General features: G+C 69.2%; 15 protein-coding genes. 10 read left to right on the plus strand and 5 right to left on the minus strand.

Going from position 1 to position 18867, the window contains the following annotated elements; all coding sequences use genetic code 11:
• Window positions 1-3 precede the first annotated feature (3 nt).
• Window positions 4-1560 (minus strand): Asp-tRNA(Asn)/Glu-tRNA(Gln) amidotransferase subunit GatA, encoded by a 1557-nt coding sequence (gene gatA, locus Q0Z44_RS05760; protein ID WP_298011190.1) that lies wholly within the window; start codon window positions 1558-1560, stop codon window positions 4-6.
• The gene (gene gatC, locus Q0Z44_RS05765) at window positions 1557-1856 is read right to left on the minus strand and encodes an Asp-tRNA(Asn)/Glu-tRNA(Gln) amidotransferase subunit GatC (protein WP_109037767.1); all 300 of its coding nucleotides are present in this window, start codon (window positions 1854-1856) and stop codon (window positions 1557-1559) included. The genes gatA and gatC overlap by 4 nt, the downstream gene beginning before the upstream one ends.
• A 384-nt stretch (window positions 1857-2240) precedes the next feature.
• Between gatC and Q0Z44_RS05770 the strand changes: the two genes are divergently transcribed.
• From Q0Z44_RS05770 to coq7, 9 genes are all read left to right on the plus strand, one after another.
• Complete coding sequence (locus tag Q0Z44_RS05770) at window positions 2241-3284, plus strand: rod shape-determining protein (protein ID WP_109037765.1); 1044 nt, start codon at window positions 2241-2243, stop codon at window positions 3282-3284.
• 82 nt (window positions 3285-3366) lie between these two features.
• Complete coding sequence (gene mreC, locus Q0Z44_RS05775) at window positions 3367-4326, plus strand: rod shape-determining protein MreC (protein ID WP_109037763.1); 960 nt, start codon at window positions 3367-3369, stop codon at window positions 4324-4326.
• Window positions 4323-4838: a rod shape-determining protein MreD gene (gene mreD / locus Q0Z44_RS05780; protein WP_298011191.1), complete on the plus strand. Its 516-nt coding sequence runs from the start codon at window positions 4323-4325 to the stop codon at window positions 4836-4838. The genes mreC and mreD overlap by 4 nt, the downstream gene beginning before the upstream one ends.
• Window positions 4839-4986: 148 nt before the next feature.
• Window positions 4987-5823, plus strand: a complete 837-nt coding sequence (locus tag Q0Z44_RS05785; protein WP_298011192.1) for a PEP-CTERM sorting domain-containing protein — start codon at window positions 4987-4989, stop codon at window positions 5821-5823.
• A 60-nt stretch (window positions 5824-5883) separates the two neighbouring features.
• Window positions 5884-7698, plus strand: coding sequence for a filamentous hemagglutinin N-terminal domain-containing protein (locus Q0Z44_RS05790; RefSeq protein ID WP_298011193.1), 1815 nt, complete (start codon window positions 5884-5886; stop codon window positions 7696-7698).
• Between the two features lie 94 nt (window positions 7699-7792).
• Window positions 7793-9469, plus strand: a complete 1677-nt coding sequence (locus Q0Z44_RS05795; protein WP_298011194.1) for a ShlB/FhaC/HecB family hemolysin secretion/activation protein — start codon at window positions 7793-7795, stop codon at window positions 9467-9469.
• A gap of 71 nt (window positions 9470-9540) precedes the next feature.
• Window positions 9541-11682, plus strand: coding sequence for a penicillin-binding protein 2 (gene mrdA / locus Q0Z44_RS05800; protein ID WP_298011195.1), 2142 nt, complete (start codon window positions 9541-9543; stop codon window positions 11680-11682).
• Entirely contained in the window at window positions 11679-12833 is a 1155-nt protein-coding gene (gene rodA / locus Q0Z44_RS05805; protein ID WP_298011196.1) for a rod shape-determining protein RodA, read from the plus strand. The genes mrdA and rodA overlap by 4 nt, the downstream gene beginning before the upstream one ends.
• Window positions 12834-12909: 76 nt before the next feature.
• A complete protein-coding gene (gene coq7 / locus Q0Z44_RS05810) occupies window positions 12910-13572 on the plus strand; it encodes a 2-polyprenyl-3-methyl-6-methoxy-1,4-benzoquinone monooxygenase (RefSeq protein ID WP_298011197.1) in 663 nt (220 codons plus the stop codon).
• A gap of 12 nt (window positions 13573-13584) precedes the next feature.
• Here coq7 and Q0Z44_RS05815 read toward each other — a convergent pair whose 3' ends face one another.
• From Q0Z44_RS05815 to Q0Z44_RS05825, 3 genes are all read right to left on the minus strand, one after another.
• Window positions 13585-14007 carry an OsmC family protein gene (locus Q0Z44_RS05815; RefSeq protein ID WP_298011198.1) on the minus strand — a complete coding sequence of 141 codons (423 nt, stop codon included), beginning with the start codon at window positions 14005-14007 and terminating at the stop codon, window positions 13585-13587.
• Between the two features lie 206 nt (window positions 14008-14213).
• A complete protein-coding gene (locus tag Q0Z44_RS05820; protein ID WP_298011199.1) occupies window positions 14214-16304 on the minus strand; it encodes a UvrD-helicase domain-containing protein in 2091 nt (696 codons plus the stop codon).
• On the minus strand, window positions 16304-17563 hold the full coding sequence (locus tag Q0Z44_RS05825; protein WP_298011200.1) for an alpha/beta fold hydrolase: 1260 nt from the start codon (window positions 17561-17563) through the stop codon (window positions 16304-16306). The genes Q0Z44_RS05820 and Q0Z44_RS05825 overlap by 1 nt, the downstream gene beginning before the upstream one ends.
• Before the next feature lie 203 nt (window positions 17564-17766).
• Here Q0Z44_RS05825 and Q0Z44_RS05830 point away from each other — a divergent pair, with 203 nt between their 5' ends.
• The gene (locus tag Q0Z44_RS05830) at window positions 17767-18846 is read left to right on the plus strand and encodes a septal ring lytic transglycosylase RlpA family protein (protein ID WP_298011201.1); all 1080 of its coding nucleotides are present in this window, start codon (window positions 17767-17769) and stop codon (window positions 18844-18846) included.
• Window positions 18847-18867 lie beyond the last annotated feature (21 nt).

Genomic DNA, 18867 nt, shown 5'->3' on the forward strand with positions numbered 1-18867 from the left:
GGGTCAGGCCAGGGCGGCGGGCACGCGCTGGTGCCAGTCGGTCACCTGCTGGAAGGCGTGGGCCGCGTGCAGCAGGCGGGCCTCCTGCCAGTAGTTGCCGATCAGCTGCAGGCCCACGGGCATGCCGTGCTCACCAAAGCCGCAGGGCACGCTCATGCCCGGCAGGCCGGCCAGCGAGGCGGGCAGCGTGAAGATGTCGGCCAGGTACTCGGCCACTGGATCAGTCTGTGAGCCAGACGTGGTTGCGATCGGGCGGGCCACCGTGGGCGCCACCGGGCCGGCGATCACGTCGCACTGCTGGAAGGCCGCCTGGAAGTCGTCGGCAATCATGCGGCGCAGCTTCTGGGCCTGCAGGTAGTAGGCGTCGTAATAGCCGTGGCTCAGCACATAGGTGCCGATCATGATCCGGCGCTTGACCTCGGCGCCGAAACCTTCGGCGCGGGTCTTGCGGTACATGTCGTTCAGGTCGCTGTACTTGGCCGCGCGGTGGCCGAACTTGACGCCGTCGTAGCGGCTCAGGTTGGACGAGGCCTCGGCCGGCGCAATGATGTAGTACACGGGAATCGACAGCTCGGTGCGCGGCAGGCTGATGTCGACCAGCGTGGCGCCCATGGCTTCGAGCTGGGCCAGTGCGGCGCGCGTGGCGGCCAGCACGCCGGCTTCCACGCCCTCGCCGAAGAATTCCTTGGGCACGCCCACGCGCAGGCCGGCCAGCGGGCGGGCCTTGTCGGCGAGTTCGGCCGACAGGGTCAGCGCGGCGAGGTCCTTGCCGATCACGCCGGGCTGGTTGGCGGCCAGGCTGCCGTCATGCAGTCGCACCTGCTCGGCGCTGGTGGCATCACGCGGGTCGAAGCCGCTCATGGCATCCAGCATCAGCGCGCAGTCTTCGGCGGTGCGGGCCATCGGGCCTGCCTGGTCGAGCGACGAGGCAAAGGCGATCATGCCGTAGCGCGAGCAGCGGCCGTAGGTCGGCTTGATGCCGGTGATGCCGGTCAGCGCCGCGGGCTGGCGGATCGAGCCGCCGGTGTCGGTGCCGGTGGTGGCCGCCACCAGGCGCGCGGCCACGGCCACGGCCGAGGCGCCCGACGAGCCGCCGGGAATGCGGCTGGTGTCCCACGGGTTGCGGGCCACGCCATAGGCCGAGTTCTCGTTGGCGCCGCCCATCGCGAACTCGTCGCAGTTGAGCTTGCCCAGGTTCACCACGCCGGCGGCCTTGAGCCGGGCCACCACCGTGGCGTCGAACGGGCTCTGGTAGCCCTGCAGCATCTTCGAGGCGGCGGTGGTCGGCTGCCCTTCGGTCACGAAGATGTCCTTGTGGGCGATGGGCACGCCGTCCAGCCGGCTCAGGGCCTGGCCGGCCGCGCGGCGGGCGTCCGACGCGGCTGCGGCGGCCAGGGCGCCCTCGGCGTCGACGTGCAGGAAGGCACCCAGCTGGGTGTGCGCGGCAATGCGGTCGAGCGCGTGCTGCGTGAGGGCCACGGAGGTGGTCTGGCCGGCGGCCAGGGCATCGGCCTGACGGGCCAGGGTCAGGTCGTGCAGTGCAGTGGAAGCGGCGGTCATTCGATCACCTTCGGAACCAGGAACAGGCCGCCGTCGCGGGCGGGGGCGTTGGCCATGTTGGCCTCGCGTGCGTCACCTTCGGTGACCGCATCCTCGCGCAGGCGCAGGGTCACGTCCTGGATGGCAGACAGGGGGGTGTACAGGGGCGCGACACCGGAGGTGTCGACGGCGCGCATCTTCTCGACGATGGCGAAGAAATCATTGAGCTGCGTGAGCATCGCAGCCTGCTCGTCGTCGCGCAGTTCAAGGCGCGCGAGCTGGGCGATGCGGCTGACGTCGGTGGGGGTCAGGGCCATGGGTGCTGTCCAGGTTCTCGAATGGATTGCCGACCGCCCGTGGCGTGTCGCGCTGCACAGACGGGGTCATGCCTGTGTGCAAGTGCAAGCACGCGTTTCCGCACCCCTTCGAGGGCGGCAAAGGCGGGGCCTTGGGGTATTATCCTAGGTTATCCACAAGCCACGTTTCTGCAGGGAAAGCGGGTCGCGTGTTCTTCACAAAAGAGCCCGGCCGGAGACGCGCAGAAAGGTGGCCTGGGGGATGCTTTCATGACGCGCAGCCGGGGTCTTCGGACACAGGCTGCGCGTGTCGTTTTCCGAGGGGCTGCGCTGTCCGCCTGCCGCCGCACGTGAGTCCGCCGTGCCGCCCGCAGGGATGCGCCGCCCGCGCTGGAGCCCTGATTCATGTATTCCATGTTCCGCAAGTACTTCTCGACCGACCTGGCCATCGACCTGGGTACCGCCAACACGCTGATCTACGTGCGTGACAAGGGCATCGTGCTGGACGAGCCGTCGGTGGTCTCGATCCGCCACGAGGGTGGCCCCAACGGCAAGAAGACCATCCAGGCGGTGGGCGCCGAGGCCAAGGCCATGCTCGGCAAGGTGCCCGGCAACATCGAGGCCATCCGGCCGATGAAGGACGGCGTGATCGCCGACTTCACCGTCACCGAGCAGATGCTCAAGCAGTTCATCAAGATGGTGCATCCGCGCTCGGTGTTGAAACCGTCGCCGCGCATCATCATCTGCGTGCCCTGCGGCTCGACCCAGGTCGAGCGACGCGCCATCCGCGAGTCCGCGCTGGGCGCCGGCGCCTCCGAGGTCTACCTGATCGAAGAGCCCATGGCCGCGGCCATTGGCGCCGGACTGCCCGTGTCGGAAGCATCGGGCTCGATGGTTGTCGACATCGGCGGCGGCACCACCGAGGTCGGCGTGATCTCGCTGGGCGGCATGGTTTACAAGGGCTCGGTCCGCGTCGGCGGTGACAAGTTCGACGAGCACATCATCAGCTACATCCGTCGCAACTACGGCATGCTGATCGGCGAGCCCACGGCCGAAGCCATCAAGAAGGAAATTGGCAGCGCGTTCCCGGGCTCCGAGGTCAAGGAGATGGAAGTCAAGGGTCGCAACCTGTCTGAAGGCGTGCCGCGCAGCTTCACCATCTCGTCCAACGAGATTCTGGAAGCCCTGACCGACCCGCTCAACCAGATCGTCTCGGCCGTCAAGAACGCGCTGGAACAGACCCCGCCCGAGCTGGGTGCCGACATCGCCGAGCGCGGCATGATGCTGACGGGCGGTGGCGCCCTGCTGCGCGACCTCGACCGCCTGCTGGCCGAGGAAACCGGCCTGCCGGTGCTGGTGGCCGAAGACCCGCTGACCTGTGTGGTGCGCGGTTGCGGCATGGCGCTCGAACGCATGGAGCGCCTGGGCAGCATCTTCACCTCGGAGTAATTCCCGCTTGGCGCAGGCGGAAGGCGCAGGCATCCTGCCGCATCCCCGTTTGCCGACGCCTTGCCCGGGTTGAGCCGCCGACATGCCCCTGGCCACGCTGGACCGCACGCCGCCGCCCTTCTTCAAGCAGGGGCCGTCGGCGTTCACGCGCCTGATGTTTTTTGCTGCGCTGGCTGTTTTCCTCATGGTGGCCGACGCCCGCTGGCAGATGACGCAGCCGCTGCGTGCGCTGGTGGCCACCGTGCTGCACCCGGTGCAGGAGGTGCTGCTGGCGCCCTCGCGCTGGTGGGACGGCGCCAGCCAGTATCTGGCCGGCGTCGATGAAGCCAGGCGCACGCAGGCCCGCGCCGAGCTGCTGCTGGCAGCCCAGTCCGAGCGTGTGACCCGCATGAGCCAGCTCGAACGCGAGAACGACCGCCTGCGCGCGCTGCTCGAACTCCGTCCGCGCATCGAGGTCGGCACCCGCGCCGCCGAAATCCTGTACGACGCCCCCGACCCCTACACCCGCAAGGTCGTCATCGACCAGGGCAGTCGCCATGGCGCGGTGCTGGGCTCGCCCGTCATCGACGAGACCGGGGTGCTGGGGCAGGTCACGCGGGTCTACCCGCTCACATCCGAAGTCACGTTGGTGACGGACAAGGACGCGGCCGTGCCGGTGGTGAACGTGCGAACCCGGCAGCGGGGCGTGGCTTACGGCCAGCCGGAAAACAGTGGCATGGAGTTGCGCTTCATGGCGGGCAACGCCGATGTGCAGGCGGGCGACGTGCTGCAGACCTCGGGCCTGGACGGGGTCTACCCGCCCGGGCTGCCCGTGGCCCGCGTGGTGCGTGTCGACCGGCGCGCGGACTCGGCTTTCGCGCGCATCGCGCTGGGCCCGCTGGCTCACCCGGACAGCGCCCGCCATGTCCTGCTGCTCGAGCCGCTGTCATCGCAGATGCCCGCCAAGCCGGCCGATGCGGCTGCTTCGGGCGCGTCGGCCGCGGGCGGACGCCACAAGGCGGCCTCGTCGGTCACCGTCACGCCGTCGGGGGTGCGACCATGATGCCGCGTGGCAGCGAGCTGCTGCTGCCGGTCAACCCGGTCTTCATCTGGTTTTCGCTGCTCCTGGCGATGCTTTTCAACATGTTGCCGTGGGGGCGCTGGGCCGGCGTGCCGGACCTGCTGGCCGTGGTGCTGGTGTTCTGGAACGTGCACCAGCCGCGGCGCGTCGGGGTGGGCGCGGCCTTCGTCTTCGGGCTGCTGATGGACGTGCACCAGGGCGCCTTGCTGGGACAGCACGCGCTGGCCTACACGCTGCTGAGCTTCTTCGCCATCACGGTGCACCGCCGCCTGTTGTGGTTCGCGGTGCCTTCGCAGGCGGCGCAGATCGTGCCACTGTTCATCGCCGCGCATGCCGTCTCGTTGCTGGTGCGGCTGATGGCAGGGGCCGGCTGGCCCGGCTGGCCGCTGGTGCTCGCGCCGCTGTTCGAGTCGCTGCTGTGGCCGGTCGCGAACTGGTTGCTGCTGGCCCCGCAGCGCCGCCCGCCCGACCGGGACAAGAACCGGCCGCTGTGACTGCCGATCCTGGAAGCCGATTTTTTGTGGGTTTTTGGTTTCCTTTGTCCGGTTAACGGGGGGGGCGTCGCATCATGACCCCCTCTGTTTCGGGGTGGCGCCAAACGGATACCGCAGACACAATCTGTTTCAAATGAAGGAGTGTCTGATGCGGTTTGCAATGTCTTCCGTTCTGGTGTCTGTTGCCCTCTTGGGTGGCGCCTCGGCCCAGGCCGCCACGTTTTCGAACTGGGATCTTGACGGCTCGGCGGCGTTGATCGAAGGCGGCAACACCGTGCGCCTGACAGCGAACCAGTCCAGTCAAGTCGGTGTCACCTGGGGCCCCGGTTCGCTGAACTTGAGCAACCTGCTTGCCCGTGAAGAAAAGAAGCCTGTCGAAGTCTTTTTCGACTTCCGCGTCACCGGGACCGGGGCGCAGAGCAGCTGGGGCGATGGATTCGCGGTGTTCGTCTCCAGCCAGGCGCCGGTCGGCACCGCGTCAGGTGCCTTCGGCCTCAACGCGTTCGACGACGGCATGGCCTTTCTGATCGACCCGGCCGCCAACAAGGCCCTGTCGCGGCAGGCTGGTGCTTCCAGCGACCCGGTCGCCGCGCTGGCTGCCTCCAAGCTCAAGTTCGGTGCCGACAAGGTCAACATGCTTGACAGCATGCTGGTGCACGCCAAGCTTCAGTTCATCTGGAAGGACAAGGGCTGGGCGCTGAACCTGTCGATGGACGACAGCCGCCCTGGCGAGGCATGGCGCACCTTCGCGACGTCGACCGTCTCGCAAAGCACTTTCTCCGACTGGAGTGACGTTCGCATCGGCTTTGGCGCCAGCACGCTGGGCGGCGAGCGTGCCAACTTCGACATTCTGTCGTTCTCGGCGCCGGACATGCGTTATCCGGCTGCGCCCGTGCCCGAGGCGTCGACGATGGCCCTCGCGGTGGTCGGCCTCGGCGTGTTGGCCTGGTCGGCGCGCCGTCGCCGCGCGGCTGCGGGCCACTGAGCGCGCCGTCCCTTTTCTGAACCGTGTCGCGGCCCGCATTGCGGGCCGATTGGAGCTTCCATGTCTCATCGTTTTCAACGGGGCGCGCTGGCGCTGGCTGCCGCCTTTGTCTGCCAGGCACCGGCCTGGGCGCTGACGCTGGACGCGTCGCAGGCCACCGTGGTGTCCGGCACGGGCTCGGTCAGCACCAGCGGCACGACGACCACCGTGACGCAGGGCAGCGCGGTGCTGCGCCTGAACTGGACCTCGCTTGATGTGCCGACCGGGCACACGCTGGCCTTCGCGCAGGGCAGCGCCACGCAGGTGGCCGTCAACGTCGTGACGGGCAACACCGGTTCGCAGGTGCTCGGCACGGTGACGGCCCCCGGCTCGGTCTACTGGATCAACCCGAACGGCCTCTTCATCGCCAAGGGCGCCCGCGTGGACGTCGGCAGCTTCGTCGGCAGCGCGCTTGGCCTGTCCGTCCTCGAGCCGGCAACCGGCAAGGTCGTGCTCAAGAGCACCGGCAGCGCTGGCGTCGTGACGAACGAAGGCGAGATCGTGGCCAGCGGCGGCGGCACGGTGGTCCTGGTCGGCCGGCAGGTCACGAACAGCGGCCTGATCTCGGCGCCGCAAGGGCAGGCGCTGATGCTGGCGGGCGACCGCGTGGTCTTCAAGCCCAATGGCGAAAGCGGGGCGCTGTCTTACGTGCTGGACAAGGCGGCGGTCGATGCGCTGGTGCAACAGTCCGGCACGGTGTCGGCACAGGGCGGAACCGTCGTGCTCGACGCGCGTTCGCTTCAGCAGGCCGTGGTGAACACTTCGGGCGTGCTCGAAGCCGGCAGCATCGAATCCGGGACCCAGGGCGTGATCCGGCTCGTGGCGCTCGGTGCACCGGGCAGCCAGATCGATGTCCAGGGGCAGTTGCGGGCCGGTGATCTGGAAACCGTGGATTGGCGCACCATGCCGGTGAGCGCAGAGCTGGCCGAAGGCGGTGTGCTGCGCTGGCAGGCCGCGCTTGAAGGCGCCGGCTGGAACTGGGGCGAGTACTTCGTTGCGGCCCAGGCGATGGACAAGGTGTACGACGGCACCGACGTGGCGTCGCTGCGCTTCGATCTGCGTGGGCTGCCGAGCAAGGTGCCGACCACGATCGAGGTGGTGAAGGCGCGCTTCGATGCCTCCTTCGTGTCCGACGAATCGGATCCGCGCTGGGACGTGGCGACCGAGATCCGGGCCAGCCTCGACGGCGAGGGCTTCATCATGGCGGCGCCGCGCGAATCGGATGACGGCCGTGTGCTGGCCGCCATTCTTCCCAAGGAGCTCGACGTGCTGGTGAAGACCAAGGTGGTCGACGGCACCCGCACTGCCGAGTTGATCGACATCGACCGCAGCCAGTTGATTGACGGCGACAACGTCGATCCCCTGCGTGTGGAAGACATCATGTTCGATTCGGCCGAGGCCAGTGCCGAGCACATTCGCGTGCAGTTCCGTGGGCTGACGTTCTCCGGTTCGGAAGCTGGCAACTACACCTTCGCCCTGCTCCCCGAAGGCGCGGCCACCAGCCTGTCCCCCGGCCCGGTCTTCGTGACCAGCGGGCGCATCGTGCCGGCCGTGGTTGTGCCCGAAACGCCGACCACCCCCACCACCCCGACCACCCCCACCACACCGACGACCCCGTCCGTGCCGGGCACCGTGATCGGCACCGTGCAGCAGGGCGGCCAGCCCACCGGCCTGGGCGCCAACCTGGCCGGTCTCTCCGACCTGCTGAGCCGCTTCCCGGCCACCGCAGCGGGTGAGGAAGAGGACCCGGACCTGCTCGGCACGGTGCGCCTGTCGGGCAACAGCCCGCTGCAGGTGAAGGACGGCGGCGTGCGCGTGCCGGCCACGCTGCGCTGAAATGAGTTGCGCCGGCCCGTCGGGTCTGGCGCGCCTGAGACCTCTCACGGCGGCCGGCCGATGTCGGCCGCCGTGCTCATTCCCTCCGATTACCATGTCCCGACCGATTCCCTTCCGCCCGCGTGACCTCGGTGTGGCCGCAGCCGGCCTGATGGCCGCCGTGGGGCTGCATGCCCAGACGCCGGCATTGCCAGGTGCGGGTGACGTGCAGCGTGCGCTCACGCCCCCCGTGGCCCCGGCCGTGCCACAAGACCGTGCCGCCCCGCTGACCCCGCCCGTCGCTCCGGCTGCCCAGGCCGATGCAGCCGGCCCTCGCGTGCACGTGCGGGCGGTGCGCCTGACCGGCGTCACCGTGCTGCCCGAAGCCGACGTTCGAGCGCCGCTGGACGAACTGGTGGGCCGCAGCTGGTCCCTGGTCGAACTTCAGCGTGCCGTCGCCCGCGTGACCCGCCTGTACCAGGAGCGTGGCTACCCCATCGCCCGCGCCATCCTGCCCGCGCAGGACATCGTCGACGGCGCGATCGAGGTGCGGGTGCTGGAAGGCCAGGTCGGCCAGGTTCGGCTGGAGAACACCTCCCGCCTGACCGATGCCACCGTGGCCCGCCTGCTCGGCGACATCCCCGGCGGCTCGGTGGTGCGCGGCCCCGAGCTCGAGGCCCGCTTGCTCACGCTGGGCGACATCCCCGGGACCAGCCGCGCCAGCGTCGTGCTCGAACCCGGCACCCGCACCGGTGAATCCGACCTCACGGTGCGCGTCGACCCGGCGCCGGCCGTCACCGGCCAGCTGGATTTCGACAACCACGGAAACCGCTACACCGGTTACTGGCGCGCGGCGGCGCAGCTTGCCTGGAACAGCCCGCTGGGCCTGGGCGACCAGCTCACGGCCCGCGCGCTGGTCACCGACGAGTCGACCCAGAACCTGCGTCTGGGCTGGCGTGTGCCGGTGGCGCGCCCAGGCGTGACGGTCGGCGCGGCCTATTCGCAGGTCGACTACCAGCTGCGCCGCGAGTACGAAAACCTGCGCGCCAGCGGAACCGCCCGCATGGGCACGGTGGACGTGGCCGCCACGCTGGCCCGTTCGCCAGGCGCCGGCCTGCTCGGTCGCCTCAGCTGGGATCAGAAGCTGTACGCCGACAAGATCGCCGTGCTGAGCAACCACTTCAACCGCAAGCAGGCAGACGTCGTGTCGGCGAGCTTCAACGGCTTCGGCACCCAGGGCGCCACCAGCCACGCGTGGACGGCCGTGCTGTCCCGCGGCAAGCTGAACCTGCCGGCCGCCGAGCAGGTGGCCAGCGACAGCCGCCGCACCCTGGGTTACTTCAGCAAGGCGGTGCTGACCGCCAACCTGAATGCGACGCTGCGTCCGGGCTGGTCGGTGTTCGGCTCGGTCTACGGCCAGGCCACATCGCGCAACCTCGATCCGTCCGAGAAGATGTCCATCGGGGGCGTCAACGGTGTGCGCGCCTATCCGGAGGGCGAGGCCCTGGGCGACCAGGGCGTGCTGGGCACGGCCGAACTGCGCTACACCCTGCCGCTGCAGCCGGTGCAGCTGGGCCTGTTCGTCGATTCGGGCCATGTGCGCTTCGACCGGTTCCAGTCGGCCGGCCGCCACGGCCGCACCCTCACCGGGGCCGGGCTGTCGCTGGTGTGGGCGCCCACGCCGGACATCGGCCTGAAGGCCATGGTCGCCACCCGCCTGGGCGACGCGCGCATCGAGACGGAGCCCGAAAGCCGCACCCGCCTGTGGGTGCAGAGCGTGGTGCGTTTCTGAGGCCGGCCGGCTGCCCTCGCGGGGGCGCCGGCAACCTGCTCGCGCTACGATAGCGGGTTGCGCACCCGCCCATGACCGAACTCAAGAACCTCGAAGCCGAACTCAGCCGCTTCCGGCTCCGCCTGTGGGCCGCGGCCGGCTTCGTGCTGCTCTGTTTCAGCCTGCTGGTCTTTCGCCTGGTCACGCTGCAGGTGGTGCGCCACGAACAACTCGCCACGCAGGCCGAAAGCAACCGCATCGCGGTCGTGCCCATCGTGCCGAACCGCGGCCTCATCGTCGACCGCAACGGCGCGGTACTGGCCAACGACTACTCGGCCTACACACTCGAGATCACGCCCTCCAAGGTGCAGGATGTCGAGGCCACGATCGACGCGCTGGCCGAGATCGTCGACATCCAGGCCCGTGACCGTCGCCGCTTCAAGCGCCTGCGCGAAGAATCCAAGAGCTTCGAGTCCATCCCGATCCGCACGCGACTCAGCGACGAAGAGGTGGCCCGCTTCACCGCCCAGCGCTACCGCTTCCCCGGGGTCGACATCCAGGCGCGCCTGTTCCGCCACTACCCGTACGGTGCGCTCGCCAGCCACGTGCTGGGCTACATCGGGCGCATCAACCAGCGTGAGGCCGCCGCGATGGAGGACTGGCCGGAAGAGGACCAGGCCAACTACCGCGGCACCGAGCACATCGGCAAGCTCGGCATCGAGCAGAGCTACGAGCGCGAGCTGCACGGCATCACCGGGGTCGAAGAGGTCGAGACCAGCGCGGGCGGTCGGGCCGTGCGCCGCCTGCGCTCCACCCCCGCCACGCCGGGCAACACGGTCCACCTGTCGATCGACATCAAGCTGCAGGGCCTGATCGAGCGCCTGTACGGCAACCGCCGTGGCGCGCTGGTGGCCATCGACCCTCGCAACGGCGAGGTGCTGGCCTTCGTCTCCAAGCCCACGTTCGACCCCAACCTGTTCGTCGACGGCATCGACAGCGAGAACTGGAAGGAGCTCAACGAAAGCACCGACAAGCCGCTGCTGAACCGCGCCCTGCGCGGCACCTACCCGCCGGGCTCGACCTACAAGCCCTTCATGGCCCTGGCCGCGCTGAACACCGGCAAGCGCAACCCCAACACCATCATCATGGACAACGGGGTGTTCCTGTTCGGCGGACACCGCTTTCGCAGTCCCGAGAACGAGCGCGGGGGCGCCATGGACATGCGCCGCGCCATCGTCGAGTCCAGCAACGTCTACTTCTATTCACTGGCCAACGAAATGGGTGTGGACCTGATCCACGACCAGATGGCGCAGCTGGGCTTCGGCCGGCACACCGGCATCGACCTCAAGGGCGAGGTCACGGGCATCCTCCCGTCGACCGAATGGAAGCGCAAGGCCTACCGCCGACCCGAACAGAAGAAGTGGTACGCCGGCGAGACCATCTCGCTGGGCATCGGCCAGGGCTACAACAACTTCACCATGCTGCAGATCGCGACCGCGCTGGGCACGATGGTGAGCGATGGCCAGCGCCATCAGCCGCGCATCGTGCGCGAGATCGAAAACGTCGTGACCCGCGAACGCCACGTGCCCGAGCGCACGCAGCTGACACCGCTGCGCTTCCAGCCGGGGCACACCAGCCTGATCCGCGAGGCCATGCAGGGCGTGACGCTGCAGGGCACCTCCACCCGTGTGTTCCTGGGCGCGGGCTACACCAGCGGCGGCAAGACCGGCACGGCGCAGGCCGTGGGGCTGCGGCAGAACGAGAAGTACGTGGCCTCGCGGCTTGACGAGTACCGGCGCGACCATTCGCTCTACGAGGCCTTTGCCCCGGTCGACAGCCCCCGCGTGGCGCTGGCCGTCATCGTGGAGAACGCCGGTTTCGGCGCCGCCGCGGCCGCCCCCATTGCCCGCCGCGTGCTCGATTACCTGCTGCTCGGCGTCTACCCCAGCGAGGAAGACATCGCGCTGGTGCAGCAAGGCAAGGCCGCTGCGCCGGTCGGCACGCCGCGCCGCGTTGCCGACGTGCCGCTGCCGCGCGCCACCGATGTGTTCGGTGCCGAGCCACCCCGGCTCGTCGGCAGTGCGCCGGCCTCCGCCAGCGCGCCTTCCTCGGTGGCGTCGTCGCCGTCTGCGCCAGCGCCTGCCCCGGTGCCGGCGCCCGCTCCGGCGCCCTCGGTTCCCGCCGCGCCACCCCCCGCGGCCGTCAACGCTTCTTCGCCCCGCGTGCAGCCATGAGCATCGCCTTCGACAAGCCCTCGTTGTGGCAACGAATCCGCCCGGTCTTCCAGGGCTTCGACCTGCCGCTGCTGCTGATCGTGATGGCGCTGTGTGCCACCGGTCTGGTCACCATGTACTCGGCCGGCTTCGACCACGGCACGCGGTTCGCCGACCAGTCGCGCAACATGGTGCTGGCTGCCCTGGTGATGTTCGCCGTGGCCCAGATCCCGCCCCAGCGCCTCATGAGCCTCGCCGTGCCGCTGTACGTGCTGGGCGTGGTGCTGCTGGTCGCCACCGAGCTGTTCGGCATCACCAAGAAGGGCTCGACCCGCTGGCTGAACGTCGGCATGGTCATCCAGCCGTCCGAGATCCTGAAGATTGCCGCGCCGCTGATGTTGGCGTGGTGGTTCCAGCGGCGCGAGGGGCAGCTGCGGGGCCCCGATTTCGCGATGGCCGGTGCCATCCTGATGCTGCCCGTGGGCCTGATTCTGAAGCAGCCCGACCTGGGCACGGCCATGCTGGTGCTGTCGTCCGGCCTGTACGTGATCTTCTTTGCCGGCCTCAGCTGGCGCCTCATCGTGCCGGTGCTGCTGGCCGGTTTCATCGGCATCAGCCTGATCATCTGGTACGAGCCGCAGCTGTGCCAGCCGGGCGTGAAGTGGGTCGGCCTGCACGACTACCAGAAGACCCGTGTCTGCACGCTGCTGGACCCGACCGCCGACCCGCTGGGCAAGGGCTTCCACATCATCCAGGGCATGATCGCCATCGGCTCCGGCGGGGTCACGGGCAAGGGCTTCATGCAGGGCACACAGACCCACCTCGAGTTCATCCCCGAGCGCACCACCGACTTCGTCTTCGCGGCCTTCTCCGAGGAATTCGGCCTGATCGGCTGCCTCGGCCTGATGGCCGGCTTCCTGGCGCTGATCTTCCGCGGGCTCTACATCGCCTCGCAGGCACCCGTGCTGTTTTCCCGGCTGCTGGCCGGCGCGATCTCGCTGAGCTTCCTGACCTACTCCTTCGTCAACATGGGCATGGTCAGCGGCATCCTGCCGGTGGTCGGCGTGCCGCTGCCCTTCATCAGCTATGGTGGCACCGCCATGGTCACGCTCGGCCTGGCGCTGGGCATCCTGATGTCGATCGCCAAGAGCCGCGGTCTGATGCAGCGCTGAGTCGCGCCCGCCCCGGATGCGGGGTTTTGCGTACGATCAGGGTCGGCCCTCCTCCAACCTGTCACCATCGGCGACCATGCACACCGCCTCCTCTTCCCCTGCCGCCGTCCAGCATGACGGCCTGGACCGCCTGCTCATCTCGTTCGATTCGGCCATCCGCACTGTGTTTGCCGAGCACACGGCGGCGCGTCCGTGCCCGCAGCCCGAGACGGAAGGCAGCGCCCTGAGCGACGAGCAGAAGCGCCTGTCTGCCGCGCTGATGCGTGTGAACCACGTCGGGGAAGTCTGCGCCCAGGCGCTCTATGCCTCGCAAGCCTGGGGCACGAAGGACCCGGTGCTGAAAGCGCAGTTCGACGCTGCCGCGCGCGAAGAAACCGACCACCTGGCGTGGACCGAGCAGCGCCTGAAGGAGCTGGGCGGGCGCACCAGCCTGCTCAACCCGCTGTGGTACGCCGGCGCCTTCGGCATCGGCCTGCTCGCCGCGCGCGCGGGCGACGGCGTCAGCCTGGGCTTTGTCGTCGAGACGGAGCGCCAGGTCGAGGCCCACCTCAACAGCCACCTCGACCGGCTGCCCGAGGGCGACACCGCCTCGCGGGCCATCGTGCGCCAGATGCGCGACGACGAGGTCGAGCACGCCGACGCCGCGCTGGCGGCCGGCGGTCAGGCGCTGCCGGGGCCGGTGCGCGGGCTCATGAAGCTGGCGGCCAAGGTGATGACCTTCACCGCCCACCGCATCTGAGCCCTCGGCGGCTCAGGCCGCCACCACCTCGAAGCTGGTCGTGATCTCGGCGGTCTTGCCGATCATGATCGAGGCCGAGCAGTACTTCTCATGCGACATCTGGATGGCGCGGGCCACCGCGGTTTCCGGCAGGTTCACCCCCGTCACCACGAAGTGCATGTTGACCTTCGTGAACACCTTGGGGTCGACCTCGGCGCGGTCGGCCGTGATCTTCACCTGACAGCCGCGCACGTCGTGGCGCCCGCGCTTGAGGATGAGCACGACGTCGTAGGCGGTGCAACCGCCGGTGCCCGCCAGCACGGTTTCCATCGGCCGGGGGGCCAGGTTGCGGCCGCCGCCTTCGGGCGCACCGTCCATGTTGATGATGTGGCCACTGCCCGTTTCAGCCATGAAGGCCATGCCGGAGGCGGGTTGCCAGTTGATCGTGCATTCCATTTGTCGGTCCTGCTGCGGGTGATATCCGTAAAAACCCTTGTGAACAATCGCGGGCGGTTGTACACTTGGCGACATCGCGATGGAACTTTTCCTGCTGACGCGGAGTCGTTCCACTGCTTGTTTCGTTTGTCTCCTCCACCCATCTCCTTTGGTGGATTTAAACCCGAGTCTGCAAGGACTCGGGTTTTTTTTCGCCCCGATGGCGGCTAGAGCTGCGATTTCGCCGCGGCGGCGCTCAGCTTGGCCTTGGCGGCCATCTCTTCGCGCAGGCGCTTCAGCTTCTCGCGCGGGTCCTCCCGGGGCCCGCCGCCTTCCTCCAGCTTCATCTCCGCAATGAAGCGGCTGGGCGTGGCCTGCACGTACTCGCGGCCCTTCTTGCGGCGCTTGAGCACGCTCACGCCCAGCGTCAGCCGCGCGCGGGTGATGCCCACGTACATCAGCCGGCGCTCTTCTTCGACCTGCTGGCCGCTGATCTCGCCGTCCTCGCGCGAGAAGGGCAGCAGCCCCTCGTTGACGCCGGCCAGCACCACGTGCGGCCACTCGAGGCCCTTCGACGCATGCAGCGTGGTCAGCGTCACCTGTTTCTGGTCGCTCTCGCGCTCGGCGAGGCTGGTGATCAGCGAGATCAGCTGCGCCACCTCCAGCACGTTCTTGCGCTCGCTCTCGACCGCCATGCCGCCGTCGTTCTCGATCTCGCCCCCACAGCGCTTGGCCACCCAGTCGACGAAATCGAGTACGTTGGCCCAGCGCGCGGCCGCGACCTTCTCGTTTTCTTCGTTGTCGTAGAGGTGCTGCTCGTAGCCGATCTCCTTCAGCCACTCCAGCAGCAGCTCCTTGGCCGCTTCAGCGCCCACGGTCTGGCGGGCGCGGTACTCCAGGTCGTTCACGTAGCGGCCGAACTCGTGCAGGCCATCAAGGGCCCGCCGGTTCAGCGCCGTGCCCAGCGACTCCGAGAACAGCGCCTCGAACAGGCTGACCTTCCACTTGCCCGCGAACTCGCCGAGGGCGCCCAGCGTCTGATGACCGATGCCGCGCTTGGGCGTGGTCACCGCGCGCAGGAAGGCCGGGTCGTCGTCGTTGTTGATCAGCAGGCGCAGCCAGGCGCACAGGTCCTTGATCTCGGCCTTGTCGAAAAAGCTCTGGCCGCCCGACACCTTGTACGGGATGTTGGCCTTGCGCAGCGCCTGCTCGAAGGGCCGCGCCTGGTGGTTGGCGCGGTACAGGATGGCGAAGTTGCTCCAGTCGGCCTTGTCGCTGCCCGGGTGGTCGTGCAGCAGGCGGTTGCGCAGCAACTGGAAGTGGGCCACGGTGCGCTCGGCCTCATGCTCTTCGTTGTCGCACGCCATCAGCTTGATGGGCTCGCCTTCGCCCAGGTCCGACCACAGCGTCTTCTGGAACAGCTTGGGGTTGAGCTGGATGACGTGGTTGGCCGCCCGCAGGATGGCGCTGGTCGAGCGGTAGTTCTGCTCCAGCGGAATGACCTTGAGGCTGGGGAAGTCCTGCGGCAGGCGCTTGAGGTTGTCCAGCGTGGCGCCGCGCCAGCCGTAGATGGACTGGTCGTCGTCGCCCACGGCGGTGAAGATGCCGTCCGGCCCCACCAGCAGCTTGAGCAGCTCGTACTGCGTCGCGTTGGTGTCCTGGTATTCGTCGACCAGCACGTGGCGCAGCTGGCGCTGCCACTTCTGGCGCACGGCCTCGTGCTCCTGCAGCAGCTTCAGCGGCAGGCCGATCAGGTCGTCGAAGTCGACCGCCTGGTAGGCCAGCAGGCGCTCTTCGTACAGCTTCATCACCCGGGCGGCCACCACGTCGTCGTCGGTCTTGCAGTGGCTCAGCGCGGCGTTCGAATCCAGCCCCTGGTTCTTCCACAGGCTGATCGTCCACTGCCAGCTGCGCGCCAGCTTGGCGTCGGTCGTGGCGCCGCAGTCGCGCAGGATGCTGGTGACGTCGTCGCTGTCGAGGATGGAAAAGCCCTGCTTCAGTCCGAGCGCGGTGCCGTCCTCGCGCAACAGCTTGACGCCCAGCGAGTGGAAGGTGCTGACCAGCAGCTTGGCTGCGGCCCGCGGGCCGATGAGGCTCTTGACGCGCTCGCGCATTTCCGCGGCGGCCTTGTTGGTGAAGGTGATGGCGCCGATCTGCGACGGGGCCAGGTCGGCCCCGTAGCCCGGCTGCAGCAGCCGCGCGATCTTGTGCGTGATCACGCGGGTCTTGCCCGAGCCGGCGCCGGCCAGCACCAGGCAAGGCGTGTCCAGGTGCTCCACGGCCGCCATCTGGGCCGGGTTCATGGTCGGAACAGACATCAGAGGCTGGCCACGAACTCGCTGAGCAGCTCGGCAAAGGCCTGCGGTTGCTCGACTGCGCTCAGGTGGGCGCAGCCCTCCAGCACCGCCAGCTGCGCGCCCGGGATGGCCCGTGCGAGCGCCTGGGCTGCGGCCACCGGCGTGGTCTGGTCGACGCTGCCGGCCACCACCAGGGTGGGCAGCCGGAGCTGGCCCAGGCGGTAGCCGTAGTCGGCCTCGCACAGCGCGGCGGCGCAGGCGGTGTAGCCCTCGGGGTCGGTGGATTCGAGCAGACGCTGGTGGCGGGCCACGGCGGCAGCCTGGGTGCGGCGGAACGCCTCGCTGAAGAAGCGGGCCATGGTCGAGGTGCCGATGGCGCTCAGACCATGCGATTCGACGGTGGCAATACGCTGCCCGATGGCCTCGCGGCCGGCCTCGTCGTAGCCGGCTGTCGTGTTGGCCAGCACCAGGGCCTTGACCTTGTCCGGGTGGCGCAGGGCCAGTTCCTGCCCAATCAGGCCGCCCATCGACAGGCCCACCCACACCACGGGCTCGCCACCGGCCACTTCGTCGATCAGGCGGGCGGCGTCGGCGGCCAGTTCGGTGAGCGTCAGCGGCTCCGAGGGCGTCTGTGAGCGGCCATGGCCCCGGGTGTCCGGGCAGATCACGCGGTGCCCGGCGGCCAGCTCATTGGCCACCAGGTCCCACATGCTGCCGTCCTGGCCCAGCGCGTGGCTCAGCACCAGCGTGTGGGCCGGCGCCTTGTTGCGGGCGTCGCGCACCGTGGCATGCAGCTTGGGGCGGGTGTGCGTGAACACCGATCGGCCCACGCCCGTGTGCCAGGCCTGGTCCGCCGGGTGGGGTTCCGGCTCCATGCCCAGTTCGCGCAGGATCTGCACCGCCTTGGCAAAGCCGGTGTTGGCGGCCGGCACGCCGGCGTAGATGGCGATCTGGATCAGCGCCTCGCGCACCTCTTCCGGGGTCAGCGTGTGGGCATTGCCGGGAGTCAGCGAGCCGCGGAGATGGATCTCGAATTCGTCCCAGCGACCCAGCGCACTGGTGACGGCCAGAACCAGCACGCGGCGGGTCTTCCAGTCCAGGCCGGGGCGCCCCCAGGCGCCATGCCAGGCGTATTCGGTGATGAAGTGCTGGAACTCGGCGTTGAAGGTGTTGGCCTTGGCAATCGACTTGTCCACCCAGGCGTCACCCAGGGCGGCGCGGCGGTTGCGCATGCCGCGCTCGAAGTCGTGCTGGAAAACGGGGTCCTCTGTTCGTGACATGGCGGCGTGGGCAGGCTGGGCAATCGGGAAAGGGCGGCCGGGTGGCGGCAACGAGATGCGAATTGTGCCGCGTTGCCTTCCTTGCCGTGCACATCGGGGCAAGTCGGTGGGGGCGTCGTGTAACACCAGGGCGCGCCCCGGCCGCCTGTTCGGGCGGAAACGACCTGTCACTTCAGCCGGTGCGCTTGCGGTATCGTGCGCGCATGCTCCGCCTCCTGCCCTCCGCCCCGACCGTGAACGCGCTGTGCCGCGGTGCCGACGTGGCCATCTGGCTGGCCCTGCTAAGCGTGCTGGCTGGCTGTGCCAGCGGTCCGGGCAGCGACCGCGGGGCAGGGCCGACGGCCCGGACGCCGGCCGGCGTGCCCCCGGTGGTCGCGCGTCACCCCGACCGCGATGGCCCCCCCGTGAACCCGCCTGCCGAACTGCTGGCGGCCGCTGCCTCCGAGCCGCGTATCGAGCCCATCCGCTCCGGTGGCGCCAACAAGCCTTACACCGCGCTGGGTCAGCGTTACACGCCGGAACGCGAAGACCTGGCATTCCGCGAACGCGGGCTCGCGTCGTGGTACGGCACGCGTTTTCATGGCCGCCGCACCGCCAGTGGCGAGCTGTACAGCGTCTACGGCCTCACGGCCGCGCACCGCACCCTGCCCATCCCGAGCTACGCCCGCGTCCGCCATGTGGCTTCCGGCAAGGAGGTCATCGTGCGCATCAACGACCGCGGGCCCTTCCACCGCGAGCGCGTCATCGATCTCAGCTATGCGGCCGCCCACCGGCTGGGCATCACCGGCGGGCTCAGTGAGGTCGAGGTCGAGCGCCTGACCTTTGACGAGATCCGCTCGGGGGCCTGGCGCCGCGGCACCCCGCTCGACCCGACGCTGCCCGGTTCGCCGGAAAGCGAGGCCGCGACCCTGGCTTCGGGCCGCATCGAGGGCGGCGCGGAGCCTGTCACGCTGACCGCAGGATCGACCGCGCCCGCCGTGGCCACGCCGCCGGCAACTCCCCCGGTGGCCACCGAGCCGGCTCCCGCGCGGGCCTACACGACCGCCGCGCGCGGTTTCTGGGTCCAGCTGGCCGCGCTGACGCGCCGAGACGGCGTCGAGCGCTTGCAGCAGCGCATCGCCACCGATCTGCACGCACTTCAACCGCTGCTGGCGGTGTTCCAGGAGGCTTCGCTGTTCAAGCTGCAGGTCGGGCCGTATGCCTCGCGCGAGCAGGCGCACGCGGCAGCCCGCCAGGCGCAGCATGCGCTGCAGGTGCGCCCGGTCGTGATCGAGCGGCGCTGATCGACGTCGATCGGCCGCCCG

Source organism: uncultured Aquabacterium sp., from assembly GCF_947366995.1.
Taxonomy (GTDB): domain Bacteria; phylum Pseudomonadota; class Gammaproteobacteria; order Burkholderiales; family Burkholderiaceae_C; genus Aquabacterium.

What these genes read in the sequence shown, in the direction of transcription:
- gatA (WP_298011190.1), bottom strand. Translation starts at nt 1,560, where the DNA reads ATGACCGCCGCTTCCACTGCACTGCACGACCTGACCCTGGCCCGTCAG.
- gatC (WP_109037767.1), bottom strand. Translation starts at nt 1,856, where the DNA reads ATGGCCCTGACCCCCACCGACGTCAGCCGCATCGCCCAGCTCGCGCGC.
- Q0Z44_RS05770 (WP_109037765.1), top strand. Translation starts at nt 2,241, where the DNA reads ATGTATTCCATGTTCCGCAAGTACTTCTCGACCGACCTGGCCATCGAC.
- mreC (WP_109037763.1), top strand. Translation starts at nt 3,367, where the DNA reads ATGCCCCTGGCCACGCTGGACCGCACGCCGCCGCCCTTCTTCAAGCAG.
- mreD (WP_298011191.1), top strand. Translation starts at nt 4,323, where the DNA reads ATGATGCCGCGTGGCAGCGAGCTGCTGCTGCCGGTCAACCCGGTCTTC.
- Q0Z44_RS05785 (WP_298011192.1), top strand. Translation starts at nt 4,987, where the DNA reads ATGCGGTTTGCAATGTCTTCCGTTCTGGTGTCTGTTGCCCTCTTGGGT.
- Q0Z44_RS05790 (WP_298011193.1), top strand. Translation starts at nt 5,884, where the DNA reads ATGTCTCATCGTTTTCAACGGGGCGCGCTGGCGCTGGCTGCCGCCTTT.
- Q0Z44_RS05795 (WP_298011194.1), top strand. Translation starts at nt 7,793, where the DNA reads ATGTCCCGACCGATTCCCTTCCGCCCGCGTGACCTCGGTGTGGCCGCA.
- mrdA (WP_298011195.1), top strand. Translation starts at nt 9,541, where the DNA reads ATGACCGAACTCAAGAACCTCGAAGCCGAACTCAGCCGCTTCCGGCTC.
- rodA (WP_298011196.1), top strand. Translation starts at nt 11,679, where the DNA reads ATGAGCATCGCCTTCGACAAGCCCTCGTTGTGGCAACGAATCCGCCCG.
- coq7 (WP_298011197.1), top strand. Translation starts at nt 12,910, where the DNA reads ATGCACACCGCCTCCTCTTCCCCTGCCGCCGTCCAGCATGACGGCCTG.
- Q0Z44_RS05815 (WP_298011198.1), bottom strand. Translation starts at nt 14,007, where the DNA reads ATGGAATGCACGATCAACTGGCAACCCGCCTCCGGCATGGCCTTCATG.
- Q0Z44_RS05820 (WP_298011199.1), bottom strand. Translation starts at nt 16,304, where the DNA reads ATGTCTGTTCCGACCATGAACCCGGCCCAGATGGCGGCCGTGGAGCAC.
- Q0Z44_RS05825 (WP_298011200.1), bottom strand. Translation starts at nt 17,563, where the DNA reads ATGTCACGAACAGAGGACCCCGTTTTCCAGCACGACTTCGAGCGCGGC.
- Q0Z44_RS05830 (WP_298011201.1), top strand. Translation starts at nt 17,767, where the DNA reads ATGCTCCGCCTCCTGCCCTCCGCCCCGACCGTGAACGCGCTGTGCCGC.